This window comes from Gulosibacter sp. GYB002 (genome assembly GCF_036577665.1).
Classification (GTDB): Bacteria; Actinomycetota; Actinomycetes; order Actinomycetales; family Microbacteriaceae; genus Gulosibacter; species Gulosibacter hominis.
Map to the genome: position 1 here is coordinate 101748 of NZ_JARBDD010000005.1, position 24468 is coordinate 126215.

Below are 24468 nucleotides of genomic sequence, written 5' to 3' on the forward strand. Positions count from 1 at the left end.
CTTTAAGAGAAAGGCTGACCATGTCGATCACCGTTGATTTCCACGCCCTTCACACTCTGCCGCCGAGCAACATTAACCGCGATGACACTGGAGCACCCAAATCGGGGCTCTTCGGCGGGGTTGTTCGTCAACGTGTGTCTTCGCAGGCATGGAAGCGTGCAATCCGCAAGGACTTTGAGACCTACCTTGATCGTTCACAGCTTGGCGTACGTTCAAAGCGAACGCCGCAACTCATCGCAGAACGAATGACCGCTCTTGCACCTGAACTCGACCGCGTAGAAGCGGTAGCTCGCGTCGACGCGCTTTTCAAGGCAGCCAAGATCAAGGTGCACGACGAGAAACCCCAGGATGGCGCGGAAACCGCGGGTAAGGTGACCGGCTATCTGCTTTTCCTTTCTGAACAGCAAATCTCCCGGGCGGCAGAGTTCCTCATCGAGAACAGTGACGGAAAAGTCAGCAAGCGCGACGCCGATGCAATCCTCGATACTTCACACAGTGTCGACATCGCTATGTTTGGTCGCATGGTCGCTGAGGCACCTGATTACAACGTCGATGCAGCTGTCCAGGTGGCTCATGCACTCGGAGTCCATGAGTCGGAACCCGAGTTTGATTTCTTCACTGCCGTCGATGATGTCGTCGAAGGTGCTGAGGAGGCCGGTGCTGGGATGCTCGGAACCGTGCAGATGATGTCATCTACGCTGTACCGATTCGCGTCAATTGATTTCGAATCGCTCGCAAAAAACCTAGGCTCTCGCGAGGCCGCCGTCGAAGCCGCCACCGCCTTCGCCAAGAGCTTTGTGCGCTCGCTTCCCACCGGCAAGCTCAACACTTTTGCGAACTGGACGATGCCAGAGCTTGTCTACGTCACTGTTCGAGACGATCGCGCGGTATCACTGGTAAACGCCTTCGAAACTCCCGTCGATGCTGCACCTGGAAACAGTCGCCGTGAGGCAGCCGCCGAAGCGCTAGCTACTGAGGCATCTCAGGTCGAGGCAATGTACGGCCTGGCTCCCGCAGCTTCGTGGATCTTGGCTCAAGACAATCTCGCGTCACCGTTCGCAGAGCAAGCCACCCGCGTTAACTTCGATGGTCTGCTGGAACAGCTCTCGCAACAGCTCACGGAGATGACTCGTGACTAGCACTCTCTTGCTGAAGCTGTCCGGTCCGCTACAGTCGTGGGGCACCGACAGCCGATACTCAACCCGTGACACTTCGCCACATCCGTCAAAGTCAGGCGTGGTAGGGCTGATCGCTGCCGCGATGGGACGCCGACGGTCCGACCCCGTTGAAGACCTCGCCTCACTGCGGTTCGGTGTGCGTATCGATCAGCCCGGTTCGATGGCAAAAGATTTCCAAACGGCCATTGACTGGCGCACCGGAAAATCGCAGCCGCTCATCAGTCGCTACTACTTGGCTGACGCAGTTTTTGTTGCCGCGATCGAAGGGCCCGGCCCGATCATTGCTGGAATCGAGTCTGCTCTGAAATCGCCTCGATTCCCGCTCTACTTAGGACGTCGCTCTTGCCCCGCGGGAGCCGACCTCGTGCTCGGCGTACGCGAGGGCAGCCTTGAATCGGCCCTGCTGCACGAACCGTGGCACGCCTCACGAGCGCACCGAACGACTCGCGCACAGCAGGTAAACCTGGCTGTGATCCGTGATGCGCATCCTGGCGAAACTGGGCTACAAGTCCGTGACCATCCAGTGAGCTTCGCACAAGAGCATCGGCAATATTCTTGGCGCGAAGTCGTGCAGGACACACCGGTGACGGTAGAGAACCCAGACGGTCGATCCCTGAATGACGATTTCTTCGAGGCGGTGATGTCAGCGTGACGAGCTTTACAAGAATGTTTATCAACCCCTCAAAAAGACAGGGGAGAAAACTACTTCTGAACCCACAGGCAATGCATGCTGCCGTGCGCGGAGCATTTCCACCCGATCTGAATACTTCCGAGGGGCGGGTCCTGTGGCGCATCGACTCTGATCGAGACGTGCATACGCTCTACATCGTTGCACCCGAAGTTCCCGATATGACGGCGCTCAACGAACAGGCGGGTTGGCACACCCGTCCGGCACAGACAGCGGACTATCAACCCTTTATTGACGGGCTGCGTATCGGTCAAGAGTGGTGCTTTCGTCTCGCCGCCAACCCCGTTAGATCGGTCAAAGGTAAGGCTGATCGAGGCGTGGTAAAGCCACACGTGTCTGTTACTCACCAAATCGGGTGGCTACTTGACCGTGCCGAACGCATAGGAGTTGAGTTCCTTGCTCCTGAGGGTGCCGAGGCAGGCGAACTCATCTCGGTGTCGAGCCGATCATCGCTTGAATTTAATCGTTTTGATCGAGTTCGTGACAAGCGCGGCCGCGTCAACCTTCGCAGGGTTCAGTTCGACGGCATGTTACGTGTGACCGACCGAGATGCCCTGTCTGAGACGCTTGTCAAGGGAATTGGCAGGGGCAAAGCCTATGGAATGGGGCTACTGACGCTGACGAGAGCACAATCACAATGAGCCCAACCGGAGCTCGACCGCCCGAGCGAAAAGAGCTCGGGCGGTTCGAGAACCGCTTGTCATTCATTTATGTCGAGCAATGCGTCATACATCGAGACGCGAATGCGCTGACATTTACTGACGATAGCGGGGTTGCTCATCTACCGGCGGCCTCAGTTGCGGCACTCATCATCGGACCAGGGGCGCGAATTACACATGCCGCAATGGGCTTGCTCGGTGTCTGCGGGGTGAGTGTGGTGTGGGTCGGAGAGCAGGGCGTGCGCTATTACGCACATGGTCGCCCGCTATCAGGTTCGAGCCGGATGGCTGAGACTCAAGCAAAACTCGTCTCTAACTCGAGGTCACGAGTACAAGTTGCTCGTGCGATGTATCTCCGAAGGTTCGATGAACCCGACATTGATGAACTGTCGATTCGTGAGTTGCGGGGCCGCGAAGGTACCCGCATGCGTCGCCTCTACCGTGCACATTCCGAGCGAACCGGCGTTCCATGGAGCGGTCGACAATATGATCCGGATGACTTCGATGCAAGTGATCCGATCAACATGGCGCTCACCGCAGCCAGTGTCGCGCTCTACGGTATAGCCCACGCAGGAATCGTGGCGCTCGGCTGCATCCCCAGCCTGGGGTTCGTGCATCGAGGAACCGATCGAGCTTTCGTGTTTGATATCGCTGATCTCTACAAGGCTGAGATTTCTATTCCTACAGCTTTCGACGTTGTTGCTTCCGGATCAACCGATATTGCTGGTGACACAAGACGTGCCGTGCGCGACGCGATCGTGAAGTCGAAACTGATGCGACGGATCCCTCGCGATATTGCTGAGCTCTTGAGCGTAGAAGGCGACGAAGAGAGCGATGTGCTTCGTCTTTGGGATACCACTGGATCGGTATCAGCTGGACTCAATTACGGGACCAACGAGTCATGATGACACTGGTGCTAACGGCTGTGCCCGCAGGATTGCGGGGCGACCTGACGAAGTGGCTCATAGAAATTAGTGCGGGTGTTTTTGTAGGTGACCCTGGAGCCCGAATTCGTGAGGAACTTTGGCAGCGAGTGGTGGATGAGTCTGTGAGGGGGCGGGCGATCATGGTCTACAACGCAGCCACGGAACAAGGGTTCACGGTTCGCACACATAATCACGACTGGCAGCCTCGCGATTTTGATGGTGCTGTGCTCATGCATCGCCCGTCCAAGAAAGCGCAGGGCAAGGATCCAAAGCAGCCTGCATGGAGCCTTGCTCGGGCACGCCAAAAATCGCTCCGACCCTCCTGGGCGGAACGGCGCGATGCCGCAAGTCGGTACAAAAACGACTCCAAACCCAACTAAACTCCAGATCAGAAAGAGTGCGCCCCGCGTAAGCGGGGATGAGCCCGCTGCCTGCTCGATGGTTTCGCCGACTGCATGGTGCGCCCCGCGTAAGCGGGGATGAGCCCCACATTGAGCGGCCGTGCCGTTTCGCGGTGCCGTGCGCCCCGCGTAAGCGGGGATGAGCCTTACTAAGCTACAGCCGGACTCATAGCGACGCAGTGCGCCCCGCGTAAGCGGGGATGAGCCCACGGCCGCCCCGTACGTGGTGATCTGGCCCACGTGCGCCCCGCGTAAGCGGGGATGAGCCCATCCTCGGCAACCACCCGGCCCGCATCGGCGGGTGCGCCCCGCGTAAGCGGGGATGAGCCGCCCTCCAGCTCGAGCGCGGCCTTACCGATCGTGTGCGCCCCGCGTAAGCGGGGATGAGCCCTGAAGTAGCAGCGATTAAGGCCACGCTTAACCGTGCGCCCCGCGTAAGCGGGGATGAGCCCGCCACAGCGCCACACCCCAAAACGGGATGGCGGTGCGCCCCGCGTAAGCGGGGATGAGCCACACGGCCGCAGATGGTGCCGGGTCGCTATCGGGTGCGCCCCGCGTAAGCGGGGATGAGCCGCCGCATTCGTCGCCAACCCCATCGGCCTGATCGTGCGCCCCGCGTAAGCGGGGATGAGCCCTGATTGTTGCGAGCTTGCGGGAAGGACTCGCCGTGCGCCCCGCGTAAGCGGGGATGAGCCCGCAACCAAACCAACTAGCACCAGGAGGTGGTGGTGCGCCCCGCGTAAGCGGGGATGAGCCGCAACCGCGCAGCTCGCGTCGATTTCTATTTTCGTGCGCCCCGCGTAAGCGGGGATGAGCCTGCCGACATGTGGCCTCCCCTGGTCGGTGTGTTGTGCGCCCCGCGTAAGCGGGGATGAGCCGGGGAATGTTATGTCTTGCATGTCGGAAGCACAGTGCGCCCCGCGTAAGCGGGGATGAGCCTATTGCAGCGAAACTGACGCTGACACATTGCTTGTGCGCCCCGCGTAAGCGGGGATGAGCCCCCGCAAGCCCGCATAGCGTCCGCCACGTCGACGTGCGCCCCGCGTAAGCGGGGATGAGCCGCCGGGCACCTCGAAGCCGAAGTCGAGACCGCAGTGCGCCCCGCGTAAGCGGGGATGAGCCCCCGACCTCACCGGGCTGCACTGGACGGTACACGTGCGCCCCGCGTAAGCGGGGATGAGCCCGCGAGAGTTGCATGATTTTTTTGAGTACAACAGTGCGCCCCGCGTAAGCGGGGATGAGCCTACCCGTTTCGCTCATAGAACTTGAGCTTGAAGGTGCGCCCCGCGTAAGCGGGGATGAGCCCGAAACGCACTCTCGACTACGCGATCCGCTCAGGTGCGCCCCGCGTAAGCGGGGATGAGCCCTGCACGGTGCGCGGTACCCGAGTAAGTGCGTGGTGCGCCCCGCGTAAGCGGGGATGAGCCCATTCACGTTAGCGAGTTGCTCCCCTGCACGTAGTGCGCCCCGCGTAAGCGGGGATGAGCCTCACTAAGCTACAGCCGGACTCATAGCGACGCAGTGCGCCCCGCGTAAGCGGGGATGAGCCCACTCGTGCTAGGCGAGCACGGCCAGATCCGTAGTGCGCCCCGCGTAAGCGGGGATGAGCCCCACGAACGCCTACTAGTTGCGCGGGTAGCACCGTGCGCCCCGCGTAAGCGGGGATGAGCCGTGATCGCGGATGATCCGGGTTACCTAATCGACGTGCGCCCCGCGTAAGCGGGGATGAGCCCCCAGCACCGATCACAGTGCCATCACTAAAACCGTGCGCCCCGCGTAAGCGGGGATGAGCCTAATTCGTGGCAAACGGGGGTGAGCTTTCTGGTGTGCGCCCCGCGTAAGCGGGGATGAGCCCCAGTCACGGTGACGTACGAGTATGGGGCGGTCGTGCGCCCCGCGTAAGCGGGGATGAGCCCGACCTTGTAGTCGCCCTCATCACCGGTCTCTTGTGCGCCCCGCGTAAGCGGGGATGAGCCCGGCATCGACGCGGTAACAGCGGTGATCTCGCCGTGCGCCCCGCGTAAGCGGGGATGAGCCCGTCGCTGATTCGCTGGTGAAGGAGCTACAGCGGTGCGCCCCGCGTAAGCGGGGATGAGCCCTGCTGCGAGGTCTGCAATAGTCACGTTTGCAGGTGCGCCCCGCGTAAGCGGGGATGAGCCCCGGCTACTGATTCTCACCAGGTTCGACCGGCGGTGCGCCCCGCGTAAGCGGGGATGAGCCCGCTTAACCATTACACAAAGAATGACAAGTGAAGTGCGCCCCGCGTAAGCGGGGATGAGCCCGTTTCGGGGCTGGGTTTGGGGCCGCTGGCCGTGTGCGCCCCGCGTAAGCGGGGATGAGCCCCACGAAATGGGGCCGATCCGACCCGGCCAGTTGTGCGCCCCGCGTAAGCGGGGATGAGCCTGACCAGGCAATTGCGTCGCTTGCGGCGAAATCGTGCGCCCCGCGTAAGCGGGGATGAGCCCACGTCAGTAGCCGCTGAGGCATAGTCGCCTGAGTGCGCCCCGCGTAAGCGGGGATGAGCCCAGGCCACCACCCGCCGCCGCATTATCGGTGGCGTGCCCCCGCGTAAGCGGGGATGAGCCCTTCCACAGCTCGGTTGGGGTGTAGAGGATCGCGTGCGCCCCGCGTAAGCGGGGATGAGCCTTGCCGTCGTACGCCATGGTGGCTCTAATCCTGGTGCGCCCCGCGTAAGCGGGGATGAGCCCGGCGCGTCGATCACGGTAGCGTCAATCACCCCGTGCGCCCCGCGTAAGCGGGGATGAGCCCGGAGACATCGCCGGCTACGAGCCCGTCGACCTGTGCGCCCCGCGTAAGCGGGGATGAGCCTGGGTGCGCGTGTTTTCCGGCCTCGAGCTTGGAGTGCGCCCCGCGTAAGCGGGGATGAGCCGGGCTGGGGGATCAGTGCACCGGGTGATGACCAGTGCGCCCCGCGTAAGCGGGGATGAGCCCGCTCGATCCGTGGTGGTGCGGGTGCGGGCGCCGTGCGCCCCGCGTAAGCGGGGATGAGCCCGCACCCTTCCTGATCACGTCACCGTAGGAGTCGTGCGCCCCGCGTAAGCGGGGATGAGCCCCCCGATCCCTGCAACGCATCATCGGGCCATCAGTGCGCCCCGCGTAAGCGGGGATGAGCCCGCGAACATTGCCGTGTCACTGCGGGGGCAGCGGTGCGCCCCGCGTAAGCGGGGATGAGCCCCGTTGAGGTGTCGTCATCTATTAGCTGCTCGTGTGCGCCCCGCGTAAGCGGGGATGAGCCCGGGCAGGTAGCAGTTCTGCCGGTCATGGTCGAGTGCGCCCCGCGTAAGCGGGGATGAGCCCACCGGGTTTTTTGGGGCGATACCTTCCGGCGCGTGCGCCCCGCGTAAGCGGGGATGAGCCTGCCCTGACGGGTTGATTGTGGGCGAGTTTAAGGTGCGCCCCGCGTAAGCGGGGATGAGCCTAGCGTCACGAACGCGAGCGCCCCGCCTGCAGTGTGCGCCCCGCGTAAGCGGGGATGAGCCCTGCACCATCGGGTCTTCCTCAACGTCACGGATGTGCGCCCCGCGTAAGCGGGGATGAGCCCTGTCCGAGTTGCGCAACCTGTTCATAAGTGTCGTGCGCCCCGCGTAAGCGGGGATGAGCCCGAGGCCGCGGCATGAACACCGGACAAGACCTGGTGCGCCCCGCGTAAGCGGGGATGCGCCCCGTTCTGCGCGCGTTGGCGCGCACTGCTCGCTGTGCGCCCCGCGTAAGCGGGGATGAGCCCACAACTCACCGCTGCACCCCCTTTGAACGGTCGAGCGCTGGCGCGCTCGGGGTCGCTGCACGCGCGCGTGCAGCTCCATCGAGCTGCGCCGCTAGGCCGTCTGCCGTCACCTTCGGTGCCGGCTCTTCCCGACCGCCAAGCCCGCACCCGATCACCGGGTACTGACCCTGGTATCCCCACTCGTTCAGCAGTCCTTCACTCCAACAACTCGCGGGCCGGCACCTGCGCTTCCAGGATGCGCGGTGCGCGCTCCGACGCGCCATGCTGCGCGGCGTAATCACGGGAAATCGCTACCCAATCGCCAGGGTTAATCGTGTCCACTCCATCGGGAACAGCACGCCATACAGTCACCATCGCGTCGGGGTTGGCGCGTGCATCGGCAACTTGCGCGTTGCCGTGAGCGTGCGTGCCTCCGTAGCGCTCGGGATACCGCGTAACATCGCGCGGAAACACCGTGTCATCGGCCGTGCCCACCTGGTCAAGGCGAACCGTCGTGCCGTCCCCATCAGGGCCGGGTGCTGCGTGCCGGCCCCGGTAATCGGTCATCCTGTGGGCCTCCTACTCGGGGGTCCAGGACGGCGACCAGACTCTGGCCCGCGACGTCGGTCTGTCAGCTGATCCAGCTGCGCTCGTAACGCGCGCGGCTGCACCTGTAACGCGTCATCAAGCACCTGCGCCAACCGATCATTGCGGCCAGTAGCTTGACTATAAAAACGTGCGTTCACGAACGCATCACGCAAGTTTGGCCGGCCTGCGCGGATGAGTTCGCGCTGGGCCTCGGGGCCGACCTCGGCGAACCGGCGGCCGTCCAGGTGATAGCCAGCTTCCTCAACCAGCTGAGAAAAGAACACAAACTGCGACCGCGTATTGCCCTCTCTGAACGTGTGAATCACGTTCAGCTCACCCCAATGTTCAGCCAACCGCTCCACGAACGGGCCACGCTCCAGACCGCGCAAGTAGTTGTCACTCGCCAGCTCGGCATAGCGCGCTTCCGCCGCCCGATTCATCTCGTCATTGCCCGGATAATAGGCATACAGGCGCGGCCGCGGGTCGGTGGGATCAAGCACGTTCGGCCCTTGCTTCACCATCGCAGTCTCGGGGCCGCGCCGCGGCTCCCCCGCCCACTCATAAACGTCTTGAAACAGATAGCGGTGGATCGCCTGCATGTGCGGGTAATCGAAGTTCCCCAGTAACGGCTTCCTCGCAATCTGTGCGAGACGCTTGGCCACGAACCTGGTTTCGAGTAGATGCAGGAGCGAGTGACTGGTCACGCCGAACGGCTGACTCGGCGACGTGAACTTGTTGCGCAGAACATCAGTGCCTGGGATGAAGTAGTCATCCCAGGCACCGAACTGCTGTGCGCTCATGAGTGCAGAACGTGCTCCATTGCGGCGCGGTCATACTCAGCTTCACTGATCTCGCCGCGCACGTAACGCTCCAAGAGGTCAACCGACACCGGGTCGGCAAGTGCATGCCCGGCGGCCCCGAGCGCGCCATGTACAAAATCAAGCGTGCGCTCGACATCGTCCGACACTGCATGCAGCTCTACCTGTGGCTCAGCCATAGCACCCCTCCTTCGTTGACGTTACGGCCTATTCTATCGGGCGGTACAAAAACGATCGAGGTTCAGTTTTGCACCGCTACAGTTTTGCACCAGACTTATGAACCGACACCTCGGGCACAAACTGCCGGATCATGGCCACGCCGGGTCGGCGGTGCAGAAACGACCGTTAATGGGCTGCCATACCCCTTAGCACGTATTAGTGTGCCCAGTGGGCAACTGATTGGTTGAGCTTGGTCAAGCCTGCTTTGCCTGCGCGACCGCACCACCGCTGCTACGCACGATGCATTCACTCCTGCTGCATTAGGTTTCCACGCTGGCAACGTCTACGCGCGCTGCACCACTACCCCCGCCACACTCGATGAGCTGAGCTGGCGTACCGGTACCGATGCCCGCGAGCTGCACGCAATCTTGCATGAGCTAGCCGCTGTCGGTCTCCTCGAAGGTACCCGTGATGGTTGGCGACGAGCTGACGAAGATCGACGTGACCAGGTTGCCGAGATACGCGGAACTGCTGGCCTGCTGACTACCCGCGCCGCAGCATACGCGACCGAGCGAGAGCTGTGGGCCTGGTGGCAAGCCGAGCTTGCCTGGATGCACCAGACGAAGGCTGAGCGCGAACAACGACCCGACCCAACTCAACTCGCGCTCTTCACTGCGCCACTCCCGCACGGCCCGAGACGGAAACGCCCCCGACGACGAGGACGAGCTGATTTCCGAGCCGCCCGAGCCGCCCTGGTGGGCACGTAGCCGCCCGATGCGCACCTGCGTGACCACCACCGCCACCACCCCGAAACGAACCCAACCCCACCCGTAGGCAACTCATCGCGCAGCGATGAGGCGGCAGCTCCTCGCGGCCCCCGACCGCGCTCACCGCACCCTCTCGCTTTGGCGACGCGTGCAATCAGATCGGGCCGCGTCATCGGCGCTCACGTCGATCACCAGTGCGCCCTGCGTAAGCGGGGATGAGCCCACCAACCCGCGCACCAGCGGCTTCACCGCGATGTCGGTGGCGCGAGACCTGCGGGAGTGGTTGCGGGGTTAGCTGCGCTGAAGCAGTAGCCCCAGGCGAAATGCCAGCCACCACATCAACGCCACACAAGCAAGCACAGCAGCTGCCCACCAGCCTATTGCCGCACGTGTCGCGCCGGAATCCTTCGCCGCTACGAGACACCCCACGGTAACCGCAATGAGTGCGAGACTCACACCAAAAGCCCAGTCAGACCACTTCTGCAGAGGTTTGAAGACGGCCATTTTTCTCCTTCATCAGTCGAATATTTGAGTGCGTTGAATTGGCACTCACCAATAGTTCGAATCTCACGGAGAAAACGGCGCTCACTCTGGTCAGGTTTGCAACTTTCCGCAAAATGCGAGTGAGAATTCCCGAGGAAATTACTCAGAGGTACGTGGTTACCGACAGAAAGAGTCTCGAGGTCATGAGCCACCACTGGCGCAGCTCACCGTTTTTGAGCGCCCCGTTAGCCACATAAACGGGCATGAGCCATACTCTCTCGAAGAGAGCATCGGCGCTACACGAGCATCTGATCCGCGGTTAAAGTCACGCCAACAGATTAAAACTCCAACCGCACCAAACACCCATCCCCGGCGTTTGCAACCGTCGCAGCACCACCGTGGTGTTCCATCACCATCTGCACAATCAGCAACATCCCTAGCTCGGTGAAGCGACCACTGCTACCGACGAATGCCGGCATATCTTGTGCACGAATTCTGAGTTGCAGGAGTCACGCGCAACCGGCAGCAGTACCCGCAGCAAGGACGAATGAGTGGAACAACGAGTCTCGAAATTCGGTAAGGTTTGCCGCAGGAATTCGCACCCAATAGAAGAGCGGGGATGCCGATGAGCACCGACAACACGCCAACTATCGACCAGTTTCGACCGGTGGTGCTGCAGGTTCTCAGCGATGGCCAAGAATACCCCCTCCAGCAAGTGTGCCAACTCGTGGCCGATCACATGGGCCTGAGCGATGAGGTTCGTGCCGAAACCGTCCCATCCGGGCAACGGCGCTACGTAAACCGTATCGCTTGGGCGTGCTCTGGATTGTTTCAGGCAGAACTGCTGACGCGCCCCAAACGCGGTCACTATCGCATCACTGATGACGGGCGCACCGTGGCCTCCCGTCGCCTAACGGAGTACAGCGAGAAAGACATGCACGAGTGGCCCTCGTGGCGGGCATACCAAGAGGAAATCGCAGCGCGGAAACACTCGACACCGAACGAGCCCGACGTCGACTATGAGGAAGGCAGCAACCCGGTTGAGTTAATGAGCTTGGCTGAACGCTCTTTCAATGCCCAGACAGAGACCACGCTTCGCAAACGCCTGCAGCAGGCCTCGCCAGAATTCTTTGAGAAGGCGGTCATCGACCTTTTGTGGGCTATGGGGTACGGCGGTACGCACGGCGAAAAACAGCACGTAGGCCGTTCGGGCGACGGCGGGATTGACGGCGTAATACGCCAAGACGCCCTCGGATTGACGAACGTTTATATCCAGGCCAAGCGTTACGCCGACACAAACAAGGTCGGCGACCCAGAAATCCGCAACTTCATTGGCTCCCTCGACGCACAGGGAGCCAATCTCGGGGTGTTTTTCACAACCTCCTCATTCCTGCCTAGCGCTGTACGCACGGCGGATCGTTACCGTCACGGCCGAATCATCCTCATTGACGGCATCAAGCTGACCAACTTGATGCTCACCTACGGTGTCGCCGTCCATATGGCGCAAAGCTACACGCTGTACGAAATCGACGATGACTTCTTCGAAGACGATGTTGTTTAGCACCAGCGGCTTCACCGCGATGTCGGTGGCGCACGACCTGCGGGAGTGGTTGCGGGGTTAGGGTTTGCCCCGGCCAGCGTCACCCAACACCAGCATCAAACCCCACCGGCATCAAACCCCACCTAAAACCCCAACCGCACCAAACACCCATCCCCGGCGTTTTCTACCGTCACGGCACCGCCGTGCAGCTCCATCACCATCTGCACAATCGGCAGGCCGAGTCCGGTGCCCGCGAGCGCACCCGGGGTGCGCGCCGCATCCCCTCGCCAACCGGTATCAAACACTCGCGCCAATTCCTCATCACGCAACCCACCACAGCCATCACGCACCTCAACCACGGCGCGACCATCCGCCACAAACGCACGCGCCCGCACCGTCGTCCCCGGTTTCGTGTACGCGATCGCGTTCACCAGCACATTTTGTAGGGCCCGCGAAATCAAACCCGCATCCCCCACAACCTCAACGGCACCGTCAACACTGCCCGTCACCCGCACATCCCGCTGCTTGGCGAGCGGCGCGAGATGCGCAACCAAATCCGACAGCGCATCCCCCACCGAAACCGGTTCGGCCACCGACTCTGCCGACCCGCTACTCAACCGGGTGAGCGCCAACAAATCATCCACAATTCCAGACGTGCGCTGCGCCTCAGCCGCAATCGCCCGGTAATACTCCTGCGGGTCGGCCACGATCCCGTCTTCCAGCGCCTCGGCCATCGCCCGAATCCCCGCAAGCGGCGTGCGCAAATCATGCGACATTCCCGCCATCAGCTCACGACGCCCCCGCTCCAGCTCACGCGCCGAACGCTCCCGCTCAAGCGCACTCGCCGACTCGGCCGCCCGCCGCTGCGTGCTCATCGAAATCACCACACCCACCGCGAGCGCAACCGGCGCCGTCGCCAACAGCATCACCATCGGCACCTGCGCGTCGACCAGCATCTGGTCGACACCCACCAGCATCCCCGCCGCAACGGCCAGCAGCACCGTAATCGGCCCCAGCACCGCCGCCCAGCGCAGCGACCGCCGCGCCACCGCAATCGTCACGAGCATCCCCAAAATGCCCACCGCAATCGTCGCGCCAACCGCCCACAGCACCGGCTCGATCATGCGCGCGCCTCCCAGCGATACCCGCGCCCCCACACGGTCACCAGCCGCGTCGGATGCGCCGGGTCGGCCTCAAGCTTCCCCCGCAGCCGCCGCACATGCACGGTCACCGTCGAAGCATCCCCAATCTGCCAACCCCACACTGCAGCCAGCAGATCATCACGCGAGAGCACCTGGTTTGGATGCGCCAAAAAATACGCCAGCAAATCAAATTCGCGCAGCGTCAAATCCAGCTCGCGCCCGCCACGAAACGCTTTTCGAGCCACCGGGTCAATCGTCAAATCACCATCCTGCAGCACTTCACGTTCGACCGCGCGCCCAGTGCCACGCCGCAAAATCGCCTCGATGCGCAACACCAGCTCGCGCGGGCTGAACGGCTTGGTCAAATAGTCATCAGCACCCAGTTCAAGCCCCAGGATGCGGTCTGATTCGCCATCCTTCGCCGTCAAAATAATCACCGGAATATCGAGCTCAGCCGCGCGCATCCGGCGCAGCACCTCAAGCCCATCCATGCCCGGCATCATCAAATCGAGCACCACCAGGTCGATACCACCCGCGAGCACCCGCTCAAGCACACCCGGACCATCCCCACGCACCACCGACTCATGTCCGGCGGCGGCAAGATAATCCGCGACGACGGCACGCACAGTGGTGTCATCATCGGCGACGAGGATGCGAGACACCCCCAGATCATACGCATCACCCGAAGGTGAACGCATTTGCCGTCACACCCTTCGGAAAAGTCAGTGTCACCAGCAGACCCTGCTCCGACTGCTCAAACTTCACTAGCCGGTATAGTCGCGCATCCGACACCTTGGCCACACCGTCCATCACATCGGCACCGCCGGGCGGCCTGCGGCCCTCAACCTCAACCCGCACCTCGGCCCCACCATCGGCCTGCATCACCAAAAACATTTGCTGGCCAGTAAATCGGTACGACAGAGTGGCGCCATCACTGAGCGCGGTGATCGACTCACCCTCAACCCGCCACTTACCGCCGAGCGTCCACTGCGACACCCCAATGTTCTCGGGTGCGGCAGCGGTGAACTCGCGCTCCCCGGTTTCGTAGCGCCCCGAACCAATAAACCCGCTGGCTCGCGAAGCACCGAGATAGGTTTCGGGTGAGCGCTGCCGGGCGCCCTGTTCGCCGGCAACCGCGTCGGCGCGGTCACCTTGCGCGCCCACGAGTTCACGGATGCGTTGCTCGGCCTCATCGTAGCCACCCTCGCCAAAGTGCGACCACACAATGTTGCCGTCCTGGTCAATCAGGTATTTCGCCGGCCAATACCGGTTCTGGTAGGCGTTCCAGGTGGCGAAATCATTGTCGAGCGCCACCGGATATTTAATATCGGCGTCACGAACCGCTTTTTCAACGTTCTCGGGCACCCGCTCAAAAGCGAACTCGGGCGCGTGCACACCAATAATTTCAAACCCATCATCGTGATAGCGGTCATACCACGAGTTCAAATAGGGCTGGGTGCGGATGCAATTAATGCAGCTGTAGGTCCAAAAATCAACCAACACCACCTGCCCGCGCAACTGCTTGAGCGTCACCGGATCCGAATTAATCCACTCACTAATACCGGTGAGTTCAGGAGCCGCAACCGGCTGACCATCTGTGGCCTGCCGCGACTCGGCTTCGGGAAGCAGCGCCTCTTCAACAGCGGTGAGTCCGGGGACACGCTCGGCGATCCACGCCTGCGCCTGCCGGTCAACGCCGGTGCTCACCGCAAGCCCCACGATGATGAACATCACGGCAACTACACGCTGGAACCAGCCGCGCGGATTCGCCGCCCACCCGAGCTTTTTCACCAGTTCGCGGCCCAGCAGCGAGATCGCCAGCAGCATCGCCGCCATCCCGATGCAATAGGCAGCCAAATATACGGATGCAGCCAGCGGCTGTGCTGGCAGCACCGTTGCAATCACCCAAGCATAGGTGGGGCTGCAACTTGAAAACACCGGGCCGAGCGCGGCACCGATCAATAGCGGACCGGCCACGCCCTCATGGTCACCCGCTTTATCGAGCAGTTTGTTTGAACGTTCACCCAGCCGCAGTCGACTTTCGATCCACGACCAGGCTCCGGGAAACAGCATGCTGCAACCAAGTGCGATCACCAACACACCGGATGCGATCGACCACACGCGCGGGTCGATACCAATGAATGCGGTGGTGGTTTTGAGCAGCAGCGTAAACAGCAGCAGCGAAACAACAAGCCCGGCGGCGATGAGATACGGCCGGCGCTTTGACTCGGTCGCACTCACGCTGCCGCCGACGATCACGGGCAGAAATGGGAGCACACAGGGTGCGAGCACCGAGAGCGCGCCGGCGAGCAGCGAGAGTACGGCAATAAACATGAGAATAGAAATGAACTACACGAAACGGATCAGAACTAGTTACCGGCGTCTTCGGTCATCATCGAATCGTGATCGTGCGACATCGAATCGTCGGTCATCATGCCGTCTTCCTTCGACATCGAATCTTCAGTCATCATCGAGTCTTCGGTCATCATGCCGTCTTCGGTTTTGGGTGCCATTTTGTCTTCGGCACTGTCACCACCACATCCGGTGAGCAGCAGGGCAGCGGTAGCGGCGGTTGACAGGGCCAGGAGCATTTTTTTCTTCATGCTCCTAGCCTGGCCGGCGAATAATTATCGGCGACAGCGAAAATTCTTACGAAAGTGTGACGGCACTACTCGAGTGCGTCACCGTGCAGATGCAGCGCCGTCACCAGGCGGTCGACGGCGAGTCGAGCTTCACGGTCTACCGGTGTGTCCAGATCACACGCAAACACTGCAAACACGAGGTTGCGCTGACCCCGAGTTGTCACGATGCCGGCGAGGGAATGCACCGAGTTAATAAATCCCGTTTTCGCGCGCACCGAGTTACCAACCACGCGGTTCGCCCCGGTAAACCGCGCCGGCGACATGGTCTGGCTCGAGACCGTCAACAGCGGCACCAGCGACGCAAACGGTTCTTCACCGAGATAGCCGCGCCGCAGCAGTTCGGCCACAAAACGCGGGGTCAACCGGTTATCCTCGCTCAGCCCCGAGCCGTCCACGAATTCGCAACCGGATGCATCCAGACCAAGATCTGCAACCGCGGCCCGTATCTCGCGCTGCAACGAGTCCCACGAGGCATCGCCACCGCGCGCAATTGCCACCAACCGCACGAGCGCTTCCGCGAGCGCGTTGTCGGAGCTGCGCAGCATTTCACGCACCAGCTCGGTCATCGGCGCCGACTGGACCCGGGCCACTTCGTCTCCCGCACCTTCCGGAGCACTCCCCCGGGCAATATCCACATCCCCCAGCAGCGCGCCAAGCCCTGCCGCCACCCGCCCCACGGGGTTTTCGCTGCGCGCGCTGTCATCCATGAGCGGATCATCACGGTCACCGTCCACCTGTAGCGCGCCAATAAAGGGGATGTAGTTTTCGGGCGATCGGCCCGCCGGGTCCCATGTGGGGTGCCACTGGGATGCGGCAAATAGCTCATCGTCAAGCAGCAACCGTTTGAGCCCGGGCATATTCGTGCGCAGCTGATCGGCCAATGCATCCAAATGGGCCGGATGCGGATAAAACGTTGGCTCACCCGTTGCGGTGCGCGAGAGCGTCACATCACCGCCACCGATCAGTACCGCCTCAGTATCGCCGGCGCGCACCACGCGAGTGGGGATGCGGTGGTCGGCACCCAGATTCGCCAGCGCGAGGGTGCCGGTAACCGTTTTCATTACGCTCGCCGACGGGCTCGGCTCATCTGGCGACCGCTCCAGCAAGGGCGCGCCGCTGTCACCGTCAAGCACCAGATAGCGCACATCGCGCAGCGCGGCATCGTTTGCGGCCGCTGCAATCGCAGCGCGCGCATCCGCCGCCGAAACCGATGCCGAGACCGATGCCACCGCCGGCACCGCCGCGGCACGAGCCGCCGAGCGTTTCGGTCGCGGATCCTGCCAGCCAATCGCCTCACCGATCAGCTGGCCCACCTCGGCCATCGTTTCAAGCACCGGTCCGCGGGCATCCGCGCCCGCATCCCACTCGGCGAGCACCGCATAAGCCACACGTCTGCTTCGTCCCATCGCCACACCCACATCGGCTCGCACGGTCGAGATGGTGCCGGTTTTGTTCCACAGCCAAACGCCGCCGTCGAAACAATCGTGGTCGAGGCCATCGAAATCAAACACCGACGCCACCATCGACATATCGGCACTGGCACCGAGCCACTTGCGGAAAATATCGCCGCTGCCTGGCGAAAGATCCCGGTCGAGCTGCAGGCGCGACACAAAATCAACCATTTCGCTCGCGTTCGCCTCCGACAGCCGCGACGGGTGGCCGGGCGGAATTGGCCAGCGAATCGCGTCGTTCAGGCGGGAATGCTGATAGCCAAGTTCGCGGGCGTGCTCACGCACCGCGTCGATCCCCACCACGCGCAGCAGCGCGTTCGTGGCGTCGTTATCGCTCACCGCACCCACGAGCGCCGCCAGATCATAGATCGACAGCGCATCCTGTTGCAGTTTTTGCCACAGCCCCGAGCCGCCAATCACATCGCTCGGCAGGCGCGTCACCAGCTCGTCCAGCGACCGCGTGCCGGCATCCACCTCAGTCAGGATGCGGTGCAGCAAAAAAAGCTTGCCGATGCTGGCGGTGCTGAGCACCCGTTCGGGACTGTGCTGCAACAGCACCTGCTCGCTGTCGATATCGCGCACCAGCACCGACCAGCGGCAACCATCATCGGTGGGGAAATCAATCACTGGGGTTTTCTCCGGGGTCGTCACGGTCAAGATCGGTCACATAGTGGCGAATTTGCTCACCAATTTCGCGCATCACATCCAGCGCCAGCGCGCGCTGATCGGGCAGCTCTTCGGGCCAGTTGGCGGCCACCGCGTAGGCCACCGAACGTTTCGGCCCCCGCAACACACCAACATCGATGCGCGCCTCGGCGATCGTGCCGGTTTTGTGGCGCAGCACCATCGATTGATATTCGGGGTCAACATGCGCGAGCGGGTCGAGCAGCAGCGCATCGGCAACCATCGAGGTGTCAGCGCCCGATGCGAGCCAGTCGAGCACCTGCCTCGAAATTTCTGGCGACAGCACCTCGCCAAGGGCGAGCCGCCGCATCACATCCGCAAGTTCTGCAGCGGTGCCATATGAAGGGGTCCAGGGATGCTCGAGGCCACGATCATCGCGGATGTAGTCGAGCTGCGCGGTCTGGGTATAGCCGAGCTCCTCGGCGATCGCCCGCACCCGCTCGAGCCCGCACACATCGATGAGCGCGTTCGTCGCCAGGTTGTCGCTCATCGTGCCCACCAGCAGCGCCGCATCCGCAACGGCAATCGAGGGATTCGTGAACCGGTAGGCAAGGCCCGAGTCGGCAACATAGAGCGTTTTTGACAGGTCGATCAGTGCATCCGCAGCCACCGCACCGTCGCTGATCTGCCGCGCGAGTTCAATGAGCACAAACACCTTGCCGACGCTGGCGGTTTTGCTCACCCGGTGCGGTTCGTGCTCGGCAAGCACCTCCCCCTCGAGGGTGGTGATACGGATGCCCCACTCGATCGGCTCTGGAAGCTGCGGTAATACGATGCTCATTGCTGCGGTTCTGGCTTCACATCACCGATGCTCGGGGCTGCCGCCAACAGTGTCTTTGTGTAGCTGTGCTGCGGGTTCAGCAGCACTGCCTCGGTGGGGCCATACTCGACGAGCTGACCGCGGTGCATCACAGCCACCGAATCGGCAATATTCCACGCCAGCCCAAGATCGTGGGTGATCACCAGCGCCGCGAGCCCCAGCTGCCGGCGCAGTGAAAGCAGCAGGCCGAGGATTTCGCCGCGCACCGATGCATCCAGCGACGCCACCGGCTCATCGGCAATCAGCAGCTCGGGTTGTAGGGCGAGCGCACCGGCGATCACCACGCGCTGGCGCTGGCCACCCGAAAGCTCCTGCGGAATCGCACCGAAGAAGTCTTCGGGCGGAGTGAGCTCGGCCTCGATCAGACTCTGGCGCACCCGCTGCTCTTCATCACCGTCGTATCGCTGCACTCGCAATCCCTCGGCAACCGACTCATAGACGGTCAACTTCGGGTTGAGCGCCGCCGACGGGTCTTGAAACACCAGCTGCACGCGCTTGTGAAACTCGCGCAGCTGCGCTGGCTTTGTGGGAATCGGGGTGCCATCAAACAGGATTTCTGCGCCCGGATCGGGTTCTTGCAGACCGATCAGAGTGTTGGCCAGGGTGGTTTTACCCGAGCCCGACTGCCCCACCAGCGCCACGATCTCACCGCGTCGAATCTGCAGGTCAACCTCGCGGATGGCCGGCACTTTTCGGCCGCCGGTGCGGTAGGTGACGCTCACCCGGCGCGCATCCAACAGCACCGGTGCATCGTCGGGAACCCCCGCCCGATCCTGCGCATCCTCGTCGCTGCGCTCGTGGCGACTCACCGGCCGCATCCGCGAAGCCGGGTCGCCGATAGTGGGGAATGCGTGCGCGAGCTTCTGCGTGTAGGGCGCGCGGGGAGCGTGGCAAATCTGCCCCGCCGGGCCCACCTCGATGAGTTCGCCATTGCGCATCACCGCGATGCGATCACACGCGGTGGCCAACACCGACAGGTCATGGCTGATCATCACCAGCGAAATTCCGCGCTCCACCACGAGCTGCGAAATCATCGTCAAGATTTGCTCCTGCACGATCACGTCGAGCGCGGTGGTGGGCTCATCAGCAATGATGATCTCGGGATTACAGGCGAGGGCCATCGCGATCATCACGCGCTGGCGCTGCCCACCCGAAAGCTCGTGCGGATACACGTTCGCTTTTTCGGCCGGCAAATCAACGTTGCCGAGCAGCTCGACAACACGCTCCTTGCGCGCCGCCTCGGTTTTCCACTCGTCGGTCACGTGCAGCTCGAGCGCCTCAATAATTTGCTGACCCACCGTGCGCACCGGGTTGAGCGAGTGCATCGCCCCCTGAAAAATGATCGACGCCGAAGTCCAGCGCACCGCGCGCAACTCACCGAAACTCAGCTCGGCCACATCGGTGTTATCAAGCAGCACCCGGCCGGTGAGTTTCGACGATTTTGGCAGCAGCCGCAACACGCTCATCACCAGCGTCGACTTACCCGAACCCGACTCGCCCGCAATACCGAGCGTCGAACCCGCCGGCACGTCGAGGCTGACGTTTTTAACCGCGTGTACCTCACCACGATCATTCCGGCCCGAGGTGCGGTAGATGATCGATACATCCTCAAATTTCAGATCGGCCATTATCGCTTCCTCAGAGTCGGGTTCAGAATGTTTTCAACCGCGCGGCCAATGAGGGTGAAGGCGAGCACCACAAACAAAATCGCCAGACCCGGGATGAGGATGTACCACCAATAACCGTTCGAGGCACTGGAAGCATCCGTCGCGTTTTTCAGCACGGTGCCCCACGACTGCGTGAGCGGATCACCGAGCCCCAAGAACGCGAGCGTCGACTCGGCGATGATCGCCGAACCAACCATCAGCGTCGTATTTGCCAGCACCAGCGGCATCACGCCCGGCAACACGTGCTTAGTCAGCAGATGCCAGTGCCCGGCACCCAGCACCCGCGAACGCCGGATATAGTCGCGCGACTCAACGGTGAGGGTTTGGGCCCGCACCACGCGCGCCGTACCCGCCCACGAGGTGAGCCCGATCGCAATGATGATGGTGAGGGTGCCGCGCTCGAGCACACTCGACAGCACGATGGCCAGAATCAGCGACGGCAGCACCAGAAAGAAGTCGATGACGCGCATCAGCAGGCCACCCACCCAGCCGGTGAAATGCCCGGCCGCCATACCCACGATGGTGCCGATGACCATCGACATTCCGGTGGCGGCAAGACCCACCAGCAGTGACGATTGAGCACCCCACACCATGCGCACCCACAGCTCACGGCCCTGGTTGTCAGTGCCGAACAGGTGCTCAGCCGATGGTGGAGCGAATCGATCCGGGTCACCGATTTTGGTGACATCGAGCATCCAGGATGGGGCGATCACCGGCGCGAGAATCGCGATGATGCCCACCACGACCAGGAAGATGAGCCCCACCATCCCGGCCCGATAGGTGGCGAAGTCACTGCAAAACTGCCGGAATGCTTTCCAGCGACGGGCACGAGCAAACTGTGCCGGTGTGCGTGTGGCAGTCGCGGTGGTCATGCGCGCCTCACTCTCGGGTCGAGCTGGCGATAGGCGAGATCGGCCAGCAGGTTCATGACGATGATGATGGTTGAGAACACGACGAAGCTGCCCTGCAAGAGCGGCAGATCGGGGCCCTTAATCGCCTCGAAGGTGAGTTTGCCGAGGCCCGGCCACGAAAACACCGTTTCGACGGTGACGGCACCGGCGATCAGGCCACCGATATGCATAAACACGAGCGTCACCGTTGGCAGCAGCGCGTTCGGCACCGCGTGACGTTCGCGCACGAGGTCTTCGCGAAGCCCCTTAGCGCGCGCGGTGGTGAGATAGTCGGCGTGCATTTCTTCGATGAGCGATGAGCGCATCACCATCAAATACTGCGCAAACACCACCGCCACCATCGTGATCACCGGTAGTACGAGGTGTGCCACCACATCCCCAACCGCTCCGAGCGGATCGGTTGGCGCATTAGCCGAGCGCATCCCGCCGGTGGGGAACCAGTGGAGGGTGCCGCCGAAAAACATCAGCAGCAGCAGACCCAACCAGAAGGTGGGCACCGACCAGAACACGAGCGATACGCCGCTGGCGATGCGGTCGAACAGCTTCCCGTGTCGCCACGCAGCCCGCTGCCCGAGCCAGAGGCCGAGCGTGATGGCGACGATGGCGGCGGTGCCGGTCAACAGGATGGTGGGCCAGAAAAACTCACCGATGAGTTCAGCAACGGAGCGCTTATACACATAGCTCTCACCGAAGTTCAGGGTGAAAACATCACCGATGAACTTGATGAACTGTTCCCATAGCGGCTTGTCGAGCCCGTATTGGGCGCGCAGGCTCGCAATTTGTTCGGGGCTCATCGGCCGTTCCCGGGCGATCTTGGCGACTGGATCGCCCGGGAGCAGTTTGAACGCGAAGAACCCGAGCAGCACAACCATCACCAGGCTGATCGCCGCACCGCCGAGCTTGGTCGCCAAATAGCGCCAGAACGACGAGTCGCGCTGCGGTTCCTCCGCGTCGGCGGAGGTTTGGATCGCGGATGTTGACGGTGGTACTGAGTTCGTCATGGTCTTGCGCTATTCGATATCGGCCGACTTCTTGCGACGGTTCGCGGCCACACCGACACCGATGGCACCGGCAACCACGACCACGCCGAGAATCACCCACAGACCGGTCTGCGAGCTACCGGCGCCGCCGCCCTCGCCCACCGACTTCACGGTTCGGAAGCCCCAGTAACCCGACTGGTTAGCGATGATGCCGTTTTCGGTGGGCATCTTCGAAAAACCTTCAAAGCGGTCGGAGCGGTAGGCCTCGAGCTGGTTCGGGTAGTAGAGCACCACGCTGACGCTGTCTTCGTAGTTCATCGCCAGCATCTCGTGCACCAGTTCGATGCGCTTCGCCTCGTCGAGCTCAACCTGCTGCTGTGCGTAGAGCTTGTCGAACTCGGGGTTACAGTAGCCGTCCTGGCTCGTACCGCCGCTGCCATCAGGCTTGGTTGGCAGCTGGCCGCAGGTGTTGATACCCAGCTGATAGTCGGGGTCGGGGCCCAGCGACCAGCCCGAGAAGTACATGTCGTAGTTCGCGGCGTTCGCCTCGGTGCTCAGCGTGTCACCGTCGGTTGAGACCACCTTCACGTCGATCCCCACATCACCCAACCAGGGCTTGATGTATTCCGAAAGCGCCTGCTCGGTTGATGAGCTGCCGTCGATCTGCAGCCGGAGGCTGAGCTTCTTGCCGTCCTTTTCGCGCACTCCGTCGCTGCCGAGCGTCCAGCCGGCTTCGTCGAGCTTTTTCTTGGCGGCTTCGGGATCAAAGTCGACCAGCACCGGATCGTCTTCGGGCAGCATCCATTTTTCGTAGGATGCGGGCACAAAGCTCGTCGCCGGGGTCGCCTGCTCTTCCATCACGTTTTTAATGAGCGCGTCGGTGTCGATGGCGAGGCGAATGGCCTGCCGCACCGCGACATCGTGCAATGCCGGGTTGCCATTACCGTAGGGTTCGCCGCTGCGGGTCTTAAAGCCGGGGTTGAGGGCGAGCGAGCTATAGCGGCGGCCGACGCCCGAGTTGAGGGTGATTCCCTCCTCGTTCTCAAGCGCCCGGAACTGCGTTGGCGTCAGGCCCGAGATGAAGTCGATCTCGCCAGCGCGCAGCGCCTGAATCGAGGCGTCGGGGTCGGTGTAGTAGACGTACTGAATCCGGTCGAGCTCGGGCTTCCCATCCCAGAAATTCGGGTTGGCTTCGAGCACATACGACTGGTTGGCCGAATATGACTTGAGGATGAACGGCCCCGAACCGACCACATCCTTGTCATTGGCAAACTTGCCCGGGTCGTCAATCTTCGACCAGATGTGTTCGGGAACCACCGGAATTTCGGTGCCAGGCACGGCGGCCTGGGGCTGTTTCAGGTTGATGACGAGCGTATGGTCGTCGGGAGCCTCAACCGACTCAAAATTCGCGACCAGACTACCGTTTGCGGTGGCCATGACCTCATCGGTCATCATCTGCTCATAGGTCCACTTGACGTCTTCGCTGGTGATGGGCTCGTCATCCGACCACTTCATACCCTCACGGATGGTGTACACCCACTTGGCGCCACCCTCTTCCGATTCCCAGCTCTCGGCCAGCCCTCCGATGGGCGAGCCGTCTTCCTGCGAATACTGCACGAGGTTTTCGTAGATGTAGCGCAGCGAGTTGGTGGGGGTGAGGTAGATCGAAGTGAAGGGGTTGAATGAGTCGACAAAACCCGAGGTCGCAATGCGCATGGTCGAGGGGTCGGCCGGCGCGACGCTTTCAGCGGTTTCGGTCGCGAGCGCCAGGCTCGCCGGGGCTGAAGCAAGCCCCACCGCTGCGGCAATTGCGATGGCAGTCGTTCGGAAAAATGGCCTTCTGGATGCGGTTCGCATGGTGGGTCCTTCCACTCAAGTGGCTCCATTGCCACTCGATTGGGAAAGATTATGGCCACTCAACCGCGCTTGGTCAAGTGATATGTTTCACATCTTGCGAAATCGGAACGCATTTTTCGTGTCGCCAATGCCGGAATTCCCTACGGCTGAGCGGCAAATACGACACTCGCCGTCAGCTTGCACATGATGATCCCGCATAGATGCGTGACAAATAACCAACACCGAACAGCGCGCGCTGAAATCGCTCAACTTTTGCGCGCATCCACCAGGGATATCAGCAAAACTGTTCGCAATTCCTCAGCTTAGGAAACGTATCTTTTGCTTGCATCCCTCAGAACCCCCGATTATGCTCACCAACAACCTCAAATCGAGGCCGGCATAGG

20 protein-coding genes and 1 CRISPR repeat array are annotated in these 24468 nt (G+C 62.0%); of the genes, 6 read left to right on the plus strand and 14 right to left on the minus strand.

All coding sequences use genetic code 11. From position 1 onward, the window contains the following. Window positions 1-20: 20 nt before the first annotated feature. From cas7e to cas2e, 5 genes are read left to right on the plus strand one after another with little or no spacing between them, the layout of a single operon-like run. Complete coding sequence (cas7e, locus tag PV375_RS04190; RefSeq protein ID WP_332106261.1) at window positions 21-1139, plus strand: type I-E CRISPR-associated protein Cas7/Cse4/CasC; 1119 nt, start codon at window positions 21-23, stop codon at window positions 1137-1139. Beyond that, a complete protein-coding gene (cas5e, locus tag PV375_RS04195; RefSeq protein WP_332106262.1) occupies window positions 1132-1830 on the plus strand; it encodes a type I-E CRISPR-associated protein Cas5/CasD in 699 nt (232 codons plus the stop codon). The genes cas7e and cas5e overlap by 8 nt, the downstream gene beginning before the upstream one ends. A gap of 14 nt (window positions 1831-1844) precedes the next feature. Next, entirely contained in the window at window positions 1845-2507 is a 663-nt protein-coding gene (gene cas6e, locus PV375_RS04200; RefSeq protein WP_332106263.1) for a type I-E CRISPR-associated protein Cas6/Cse3/CasE, read from the plus strand. Continuing rightward, on the plus strand, window positions 2504-3430 hold the full coding sequence (cas1e, locus tag PV375_RS04205; RefSeq protein WP_332106264.1) for a type I-E CRISPR-associated endonuclease Cas1e: 927 nt from the start codon (window positions 2504-2506) through the stop codon (window positions 3428-3430). The genes cas6e and cas1e overlap by 4 nt, the downstream gene beginning before the upstream one ends. After that, window positions 3430-3831, plus strand: coding sequence for a type I-E CRISPR-associated endoribonuclease Cas2e (gene cas2e / locus PV375_RS04210; protein ID WP_332106303.1), 402 nt, complete (start codon window positions 3430-3432; stop codon window positions 3829-3831). Before cas1e ends, cas2e begins: the two co-directional genes overlap by 1 nt. A 17-nt stretch (window positions 3832-3848) precedes the next feature. Continuing rightward, window positions 3849-7596: a CRISPR direct-repeat array (repeat unit 28 nt; unit sequence GTGCGCCCCGCGTAAGCGGGGATGAGCC). 196 nt (window positions 7597-7792) lie between these two features. On the opposite strand, the gene PV375_RS04215 is transcribed toward cas2e, so the two are convergent. From PV375_RS04215 to PV375_RS04230, 4 genes are all read right to left on the minus strand, one after another. Further along, window positions 7793-8143, minus strand: a complete 351-nt coding sequence (locus tag PV375_RS04215; protein ID WP_332106265.1) for a hypothetical protein — start codon at window positions 8141-8143, stop codon at window positions 7793-7795. Continuing rightward, the gene (locus tag PV375_RS04220) at window positions 8140-8964 is read right to left on the minus strand and encodes a Fic/DOC family protein (protein ID WP_332106266.1); all 825 of its coding nucleotides are present in this window, start codon (window positions 8962-8964) and stop codon (window positions 8140-8142) included. The genes PV375_RS04215 and PV375_RS04220 overlap by 4 nt, the downstream gene beginning before the upstream one ends. Continuing rightward, window positions 8961-9161, minus strand: a complete 201-nt coding sequence (locus PV375_RS04225) for a hypothetical protein (RefSeq protein ID WP_332106267.1) — start codon at window positions 9159-9161, stop codon at window positions 8961-8963. Before PV375_RS04225 ends, PV375_RS04220 begins: the two co-directional genes overlap by 4 nt. 417 nt (window positions 9162-9578) lie before the next feature. Beyond that, complete coding sequence (locus tag PV375_RS04230) at window positions 9579-9938, minus strand: hypothetical protein (RefSeq protein WP_332106268.1); 360 nt, start codon at window positions 9936-9938, stop codon at window positions 9579-9581. Between the two features lie 1078 nt (window positions 9939-11016). Between PV375_RS04230 and PV375_RS04235 the strand changes: the two genes are divergently transcribed. Next, a complete protein-coding gene (locus tag PV375_RS04235; RefSeq protein WP_332106269.1) occupies window positions 11017-11952 on the plus strand; it encodes a restriction endonuclease in 936 nt (311 codons plus the stop codon). A gap of 122 nt (window positions 11953-12074) precedes the next feature. On the opposite strand, the gene PV375_RS04240 is transcribed toward PV375_RS04235, so the two are convergent. From PV375_RS04240 to PV375_RS04285, 10 genes are all read right to left on the minus strand, one after another. After that, window positions 12075-13055 carry a sensor histidine kinase gene (locus PV375_RS04240; RefSeq protein ID WP_332106270.1) on the minus strand — a complete coding sequence of 327 codons (981 nt, stop codon included), beginning with the start codon at window positions 13053-13055 and terminating at the stop codon, window positions 12075-12077. Next, window positions 13052-13735 carry a response regulator transcription factor gene (locus PV375_RS04245; protein WP_332106271.1) on the minus strand — a complete coding sequence of 228 codons (684 nt, stop codon included), beginning with the start codon at window positions 13733-13735 and terminating at the stop codon, window positions 13052-13054. The genes PV375_RS04240 and PV375_RS04245 overlap by 4 nt, the downstream gene beginning before the upstream one ends. A gap of 16 nt (window positions 13736-13751) precedes the next feature. Next, window positions 13752-15407 (minus strand): cytochrome c biogenesis protein DipZ, encoded by a 1656-nt coding sequence (locus tag PV375_RS04250; protein WP_332106272.1) that lies wholly within the window; start codon window positions 15405-15407, stop codon window positions 13752-13754. Between the two features lie 35 nt (window positions 15408-15442). After that, on the minus strand, window positions 15443-15676 hold the full coding sequence (locus PV375_RS04255) for a hypothetical protein (RefSeq protein ID WP_332106273.1): 234 nt from the start codon (window positions 15674-15676) through the stop codon (window positions 15443-15445). Between the two features lie 65 nt (window positions 15677-15741). Further along, complete coding sequence (locus tag PV375_RS04260; protein ID WP_332106275.1) at window positions 15742-17793, minus strand: D-alanyl-D-alanine carboxypeptidase; 2052 nt, start codon at window positions 17791-17793, stop codon at window positions 15742-15744. Continuing rightward, complete coding sequence (locus tag PV375_RS04265) at window positions 17786-18631, minus strand: serine hydrolase (protein ID WP_332106276.1); 846 nt, start codon at window positions 18629-18631, stop codon at window positions 17786-17788. The genes PV375_RS04260 and PV375_RS04265 overlap by 8 nt, the downstream gene beginning before the upstream one ends. Next, window positions 18628-20298 carry an ABC transporter ATP-binding protein gene (locus PV375_RS04270; RefSeq protein WP_332106277.1) on the minus strand — a complete coding sequence of 557 codons (1671 nt, stop codon included), beginning with the start codon at window positions 20296-20298 and terminating at the stop codon, window positions 18628-18630. The genes PV375_RS04265 and PV375_RS04270 overlap by 4 nt, the downstream gene beginning before the upstream one ends. Continuing rightward, on the minus strand, window positions 20298-21209 hold the full coding sequence (locus PV375_RS04275; protein WP_201517863.1) for an ABC transporter permease: 912 nt from the start codon (window positions 21207-21209) through the stop codon (window positions 20298-20300). Before PV375_RS04275 ends, PV375_RS04270 begins: the two co-directional genes overlap by 1 nt. Next, a complete protein-coding gene (locus PV375_RS04280) occupies window positions 21206-22249 on the minus strand; it encodes an ABC transporter permease (RefSeq protein WP_332106278.1) in 1044 nt (347 codons plus the stop codon). The genes PV375_RS04275 and PV375_RS04280 overlap by 4 nt, the downstream gene beginning before the upstream one ends. Before the next feature lie 9 nt (window positions 22250-22258). Next, window positions 22259-24085, minus strand: a complete 1827-nt coding sequence (locus PV375_RS04285) for an ABC transporter substrate-binding protein (RefSeq protein ID WP_332106280.1) — start codon at window positions 24083-24085, stop codon at window positions 22259-22261. Window positions 24086-24468 lie beyond the last annotated feature (383 nt).

Coding starts and splice junctions, on each gene's coding strand:
- PV375_RS04275 (WP_201517863.1), bottom strand. CDS start 21,209: ATGACCACCGCGACTGCCACACGCACACCGGCACAGTTTGCTCGTGCC.
- PV375_RS04225 (WP_332106267.1), bottom strand. CDS start 9,161: ATGGCTGAGCCACAGGTAGAGCTGCATGCAGTGTCGGACGATGTCGAG.
- PV375_RS04215 (WP_332106265.1), bottom strand. CDS start 8,143: ATGACCGATTACCGGGGCCGGCACGCAGCACCCGGCCCTGATGGGGAC.
- PV375_RS04265 (WP_332106276.1), bottom strand. CDS start 18,631: ATGAGCATCGTATTACCGCAGCTTCCAGAGCCGATCGAGTGGGGCATC.
- PV375_RS04235 (WP_332106269.1), top strand. CDS start 11,017: ATGAGCACCGACAACACGCCAACTATCGACCAGTTTCGACCGGTGGTG.
- PV375_RS04250 (WP_332106272.1), bottom strand. CDS start 15,407: ATGTTTATTGCCGTACTCTCGCTGCTCGCCGGCGCGCTCTCGGTGCTC.
- PV375_RS04280 (WP_332106278.1), bottom strand. CDS start 22,249: ATGACGAACTCAGTACCACCGTCAACATCCGCGATCCAAACCTCCGCC.
- PV375_RS04270 (WP_332106277.1), bottom strand. CDS start 20,298: ATGGCCGATCTGAAATTTGAGGATGTATCGATCATCTACCGCACCTCG.
- cas6e (WP_332106263.1), top strand. CDS start 1,845: ATGTTTATCAACCCCTCAAAAAGACAGGGGAGAAAACTACTTCTGAAC.
- PV375_RS04220 (WP_332106266.1), bottom strand. CDS start 8,964: ATGAGCGCACAGCAGTTCGGTGCCTGGGATGACTACTTCATCCCAGGC.
- PV375_RS04240 (WP_332106270.1), bottom strand. CDS start 13,055: ATGATCGAGCCGGTGCTGTGGGCGGTTGGCGCGACGATTGCGGTGGGC.
- PV375_RS04285 (WP_332106280.1), bottom strand. CDS start 24,085: ATGCGAACCGCATCCAGAAGGCCATTTTTCCGAACGACTGCCATCGCA.
- cas7e (WP_332106261.1), top strand. CDS start 21: ATGTCGATCACCGTTGATTTCCACGCCCTTCACACTCTGCCGCCGAGC.
- cas1e (WP_332106264.1), top strand. CDS start 2,504: ATGAGCCCAACCGGAGCTCGACCGCCCGAGCGAAAAGAGCTCGGGCGG.
- cas2e (WP_332106303.1), top strand. CDS start 3,430: ATGACACTGGTGCTAACGGCTGTGCCCGCAGGATTGCGGGGCGACCTG.
- PV375_RS04255 (WP_332106273.1), bottom strand. CDS start 15,676: ATGAAGAAAAAAATGCTCCTGGCCCTGTCAACCGCCGCTACCGCTGCC.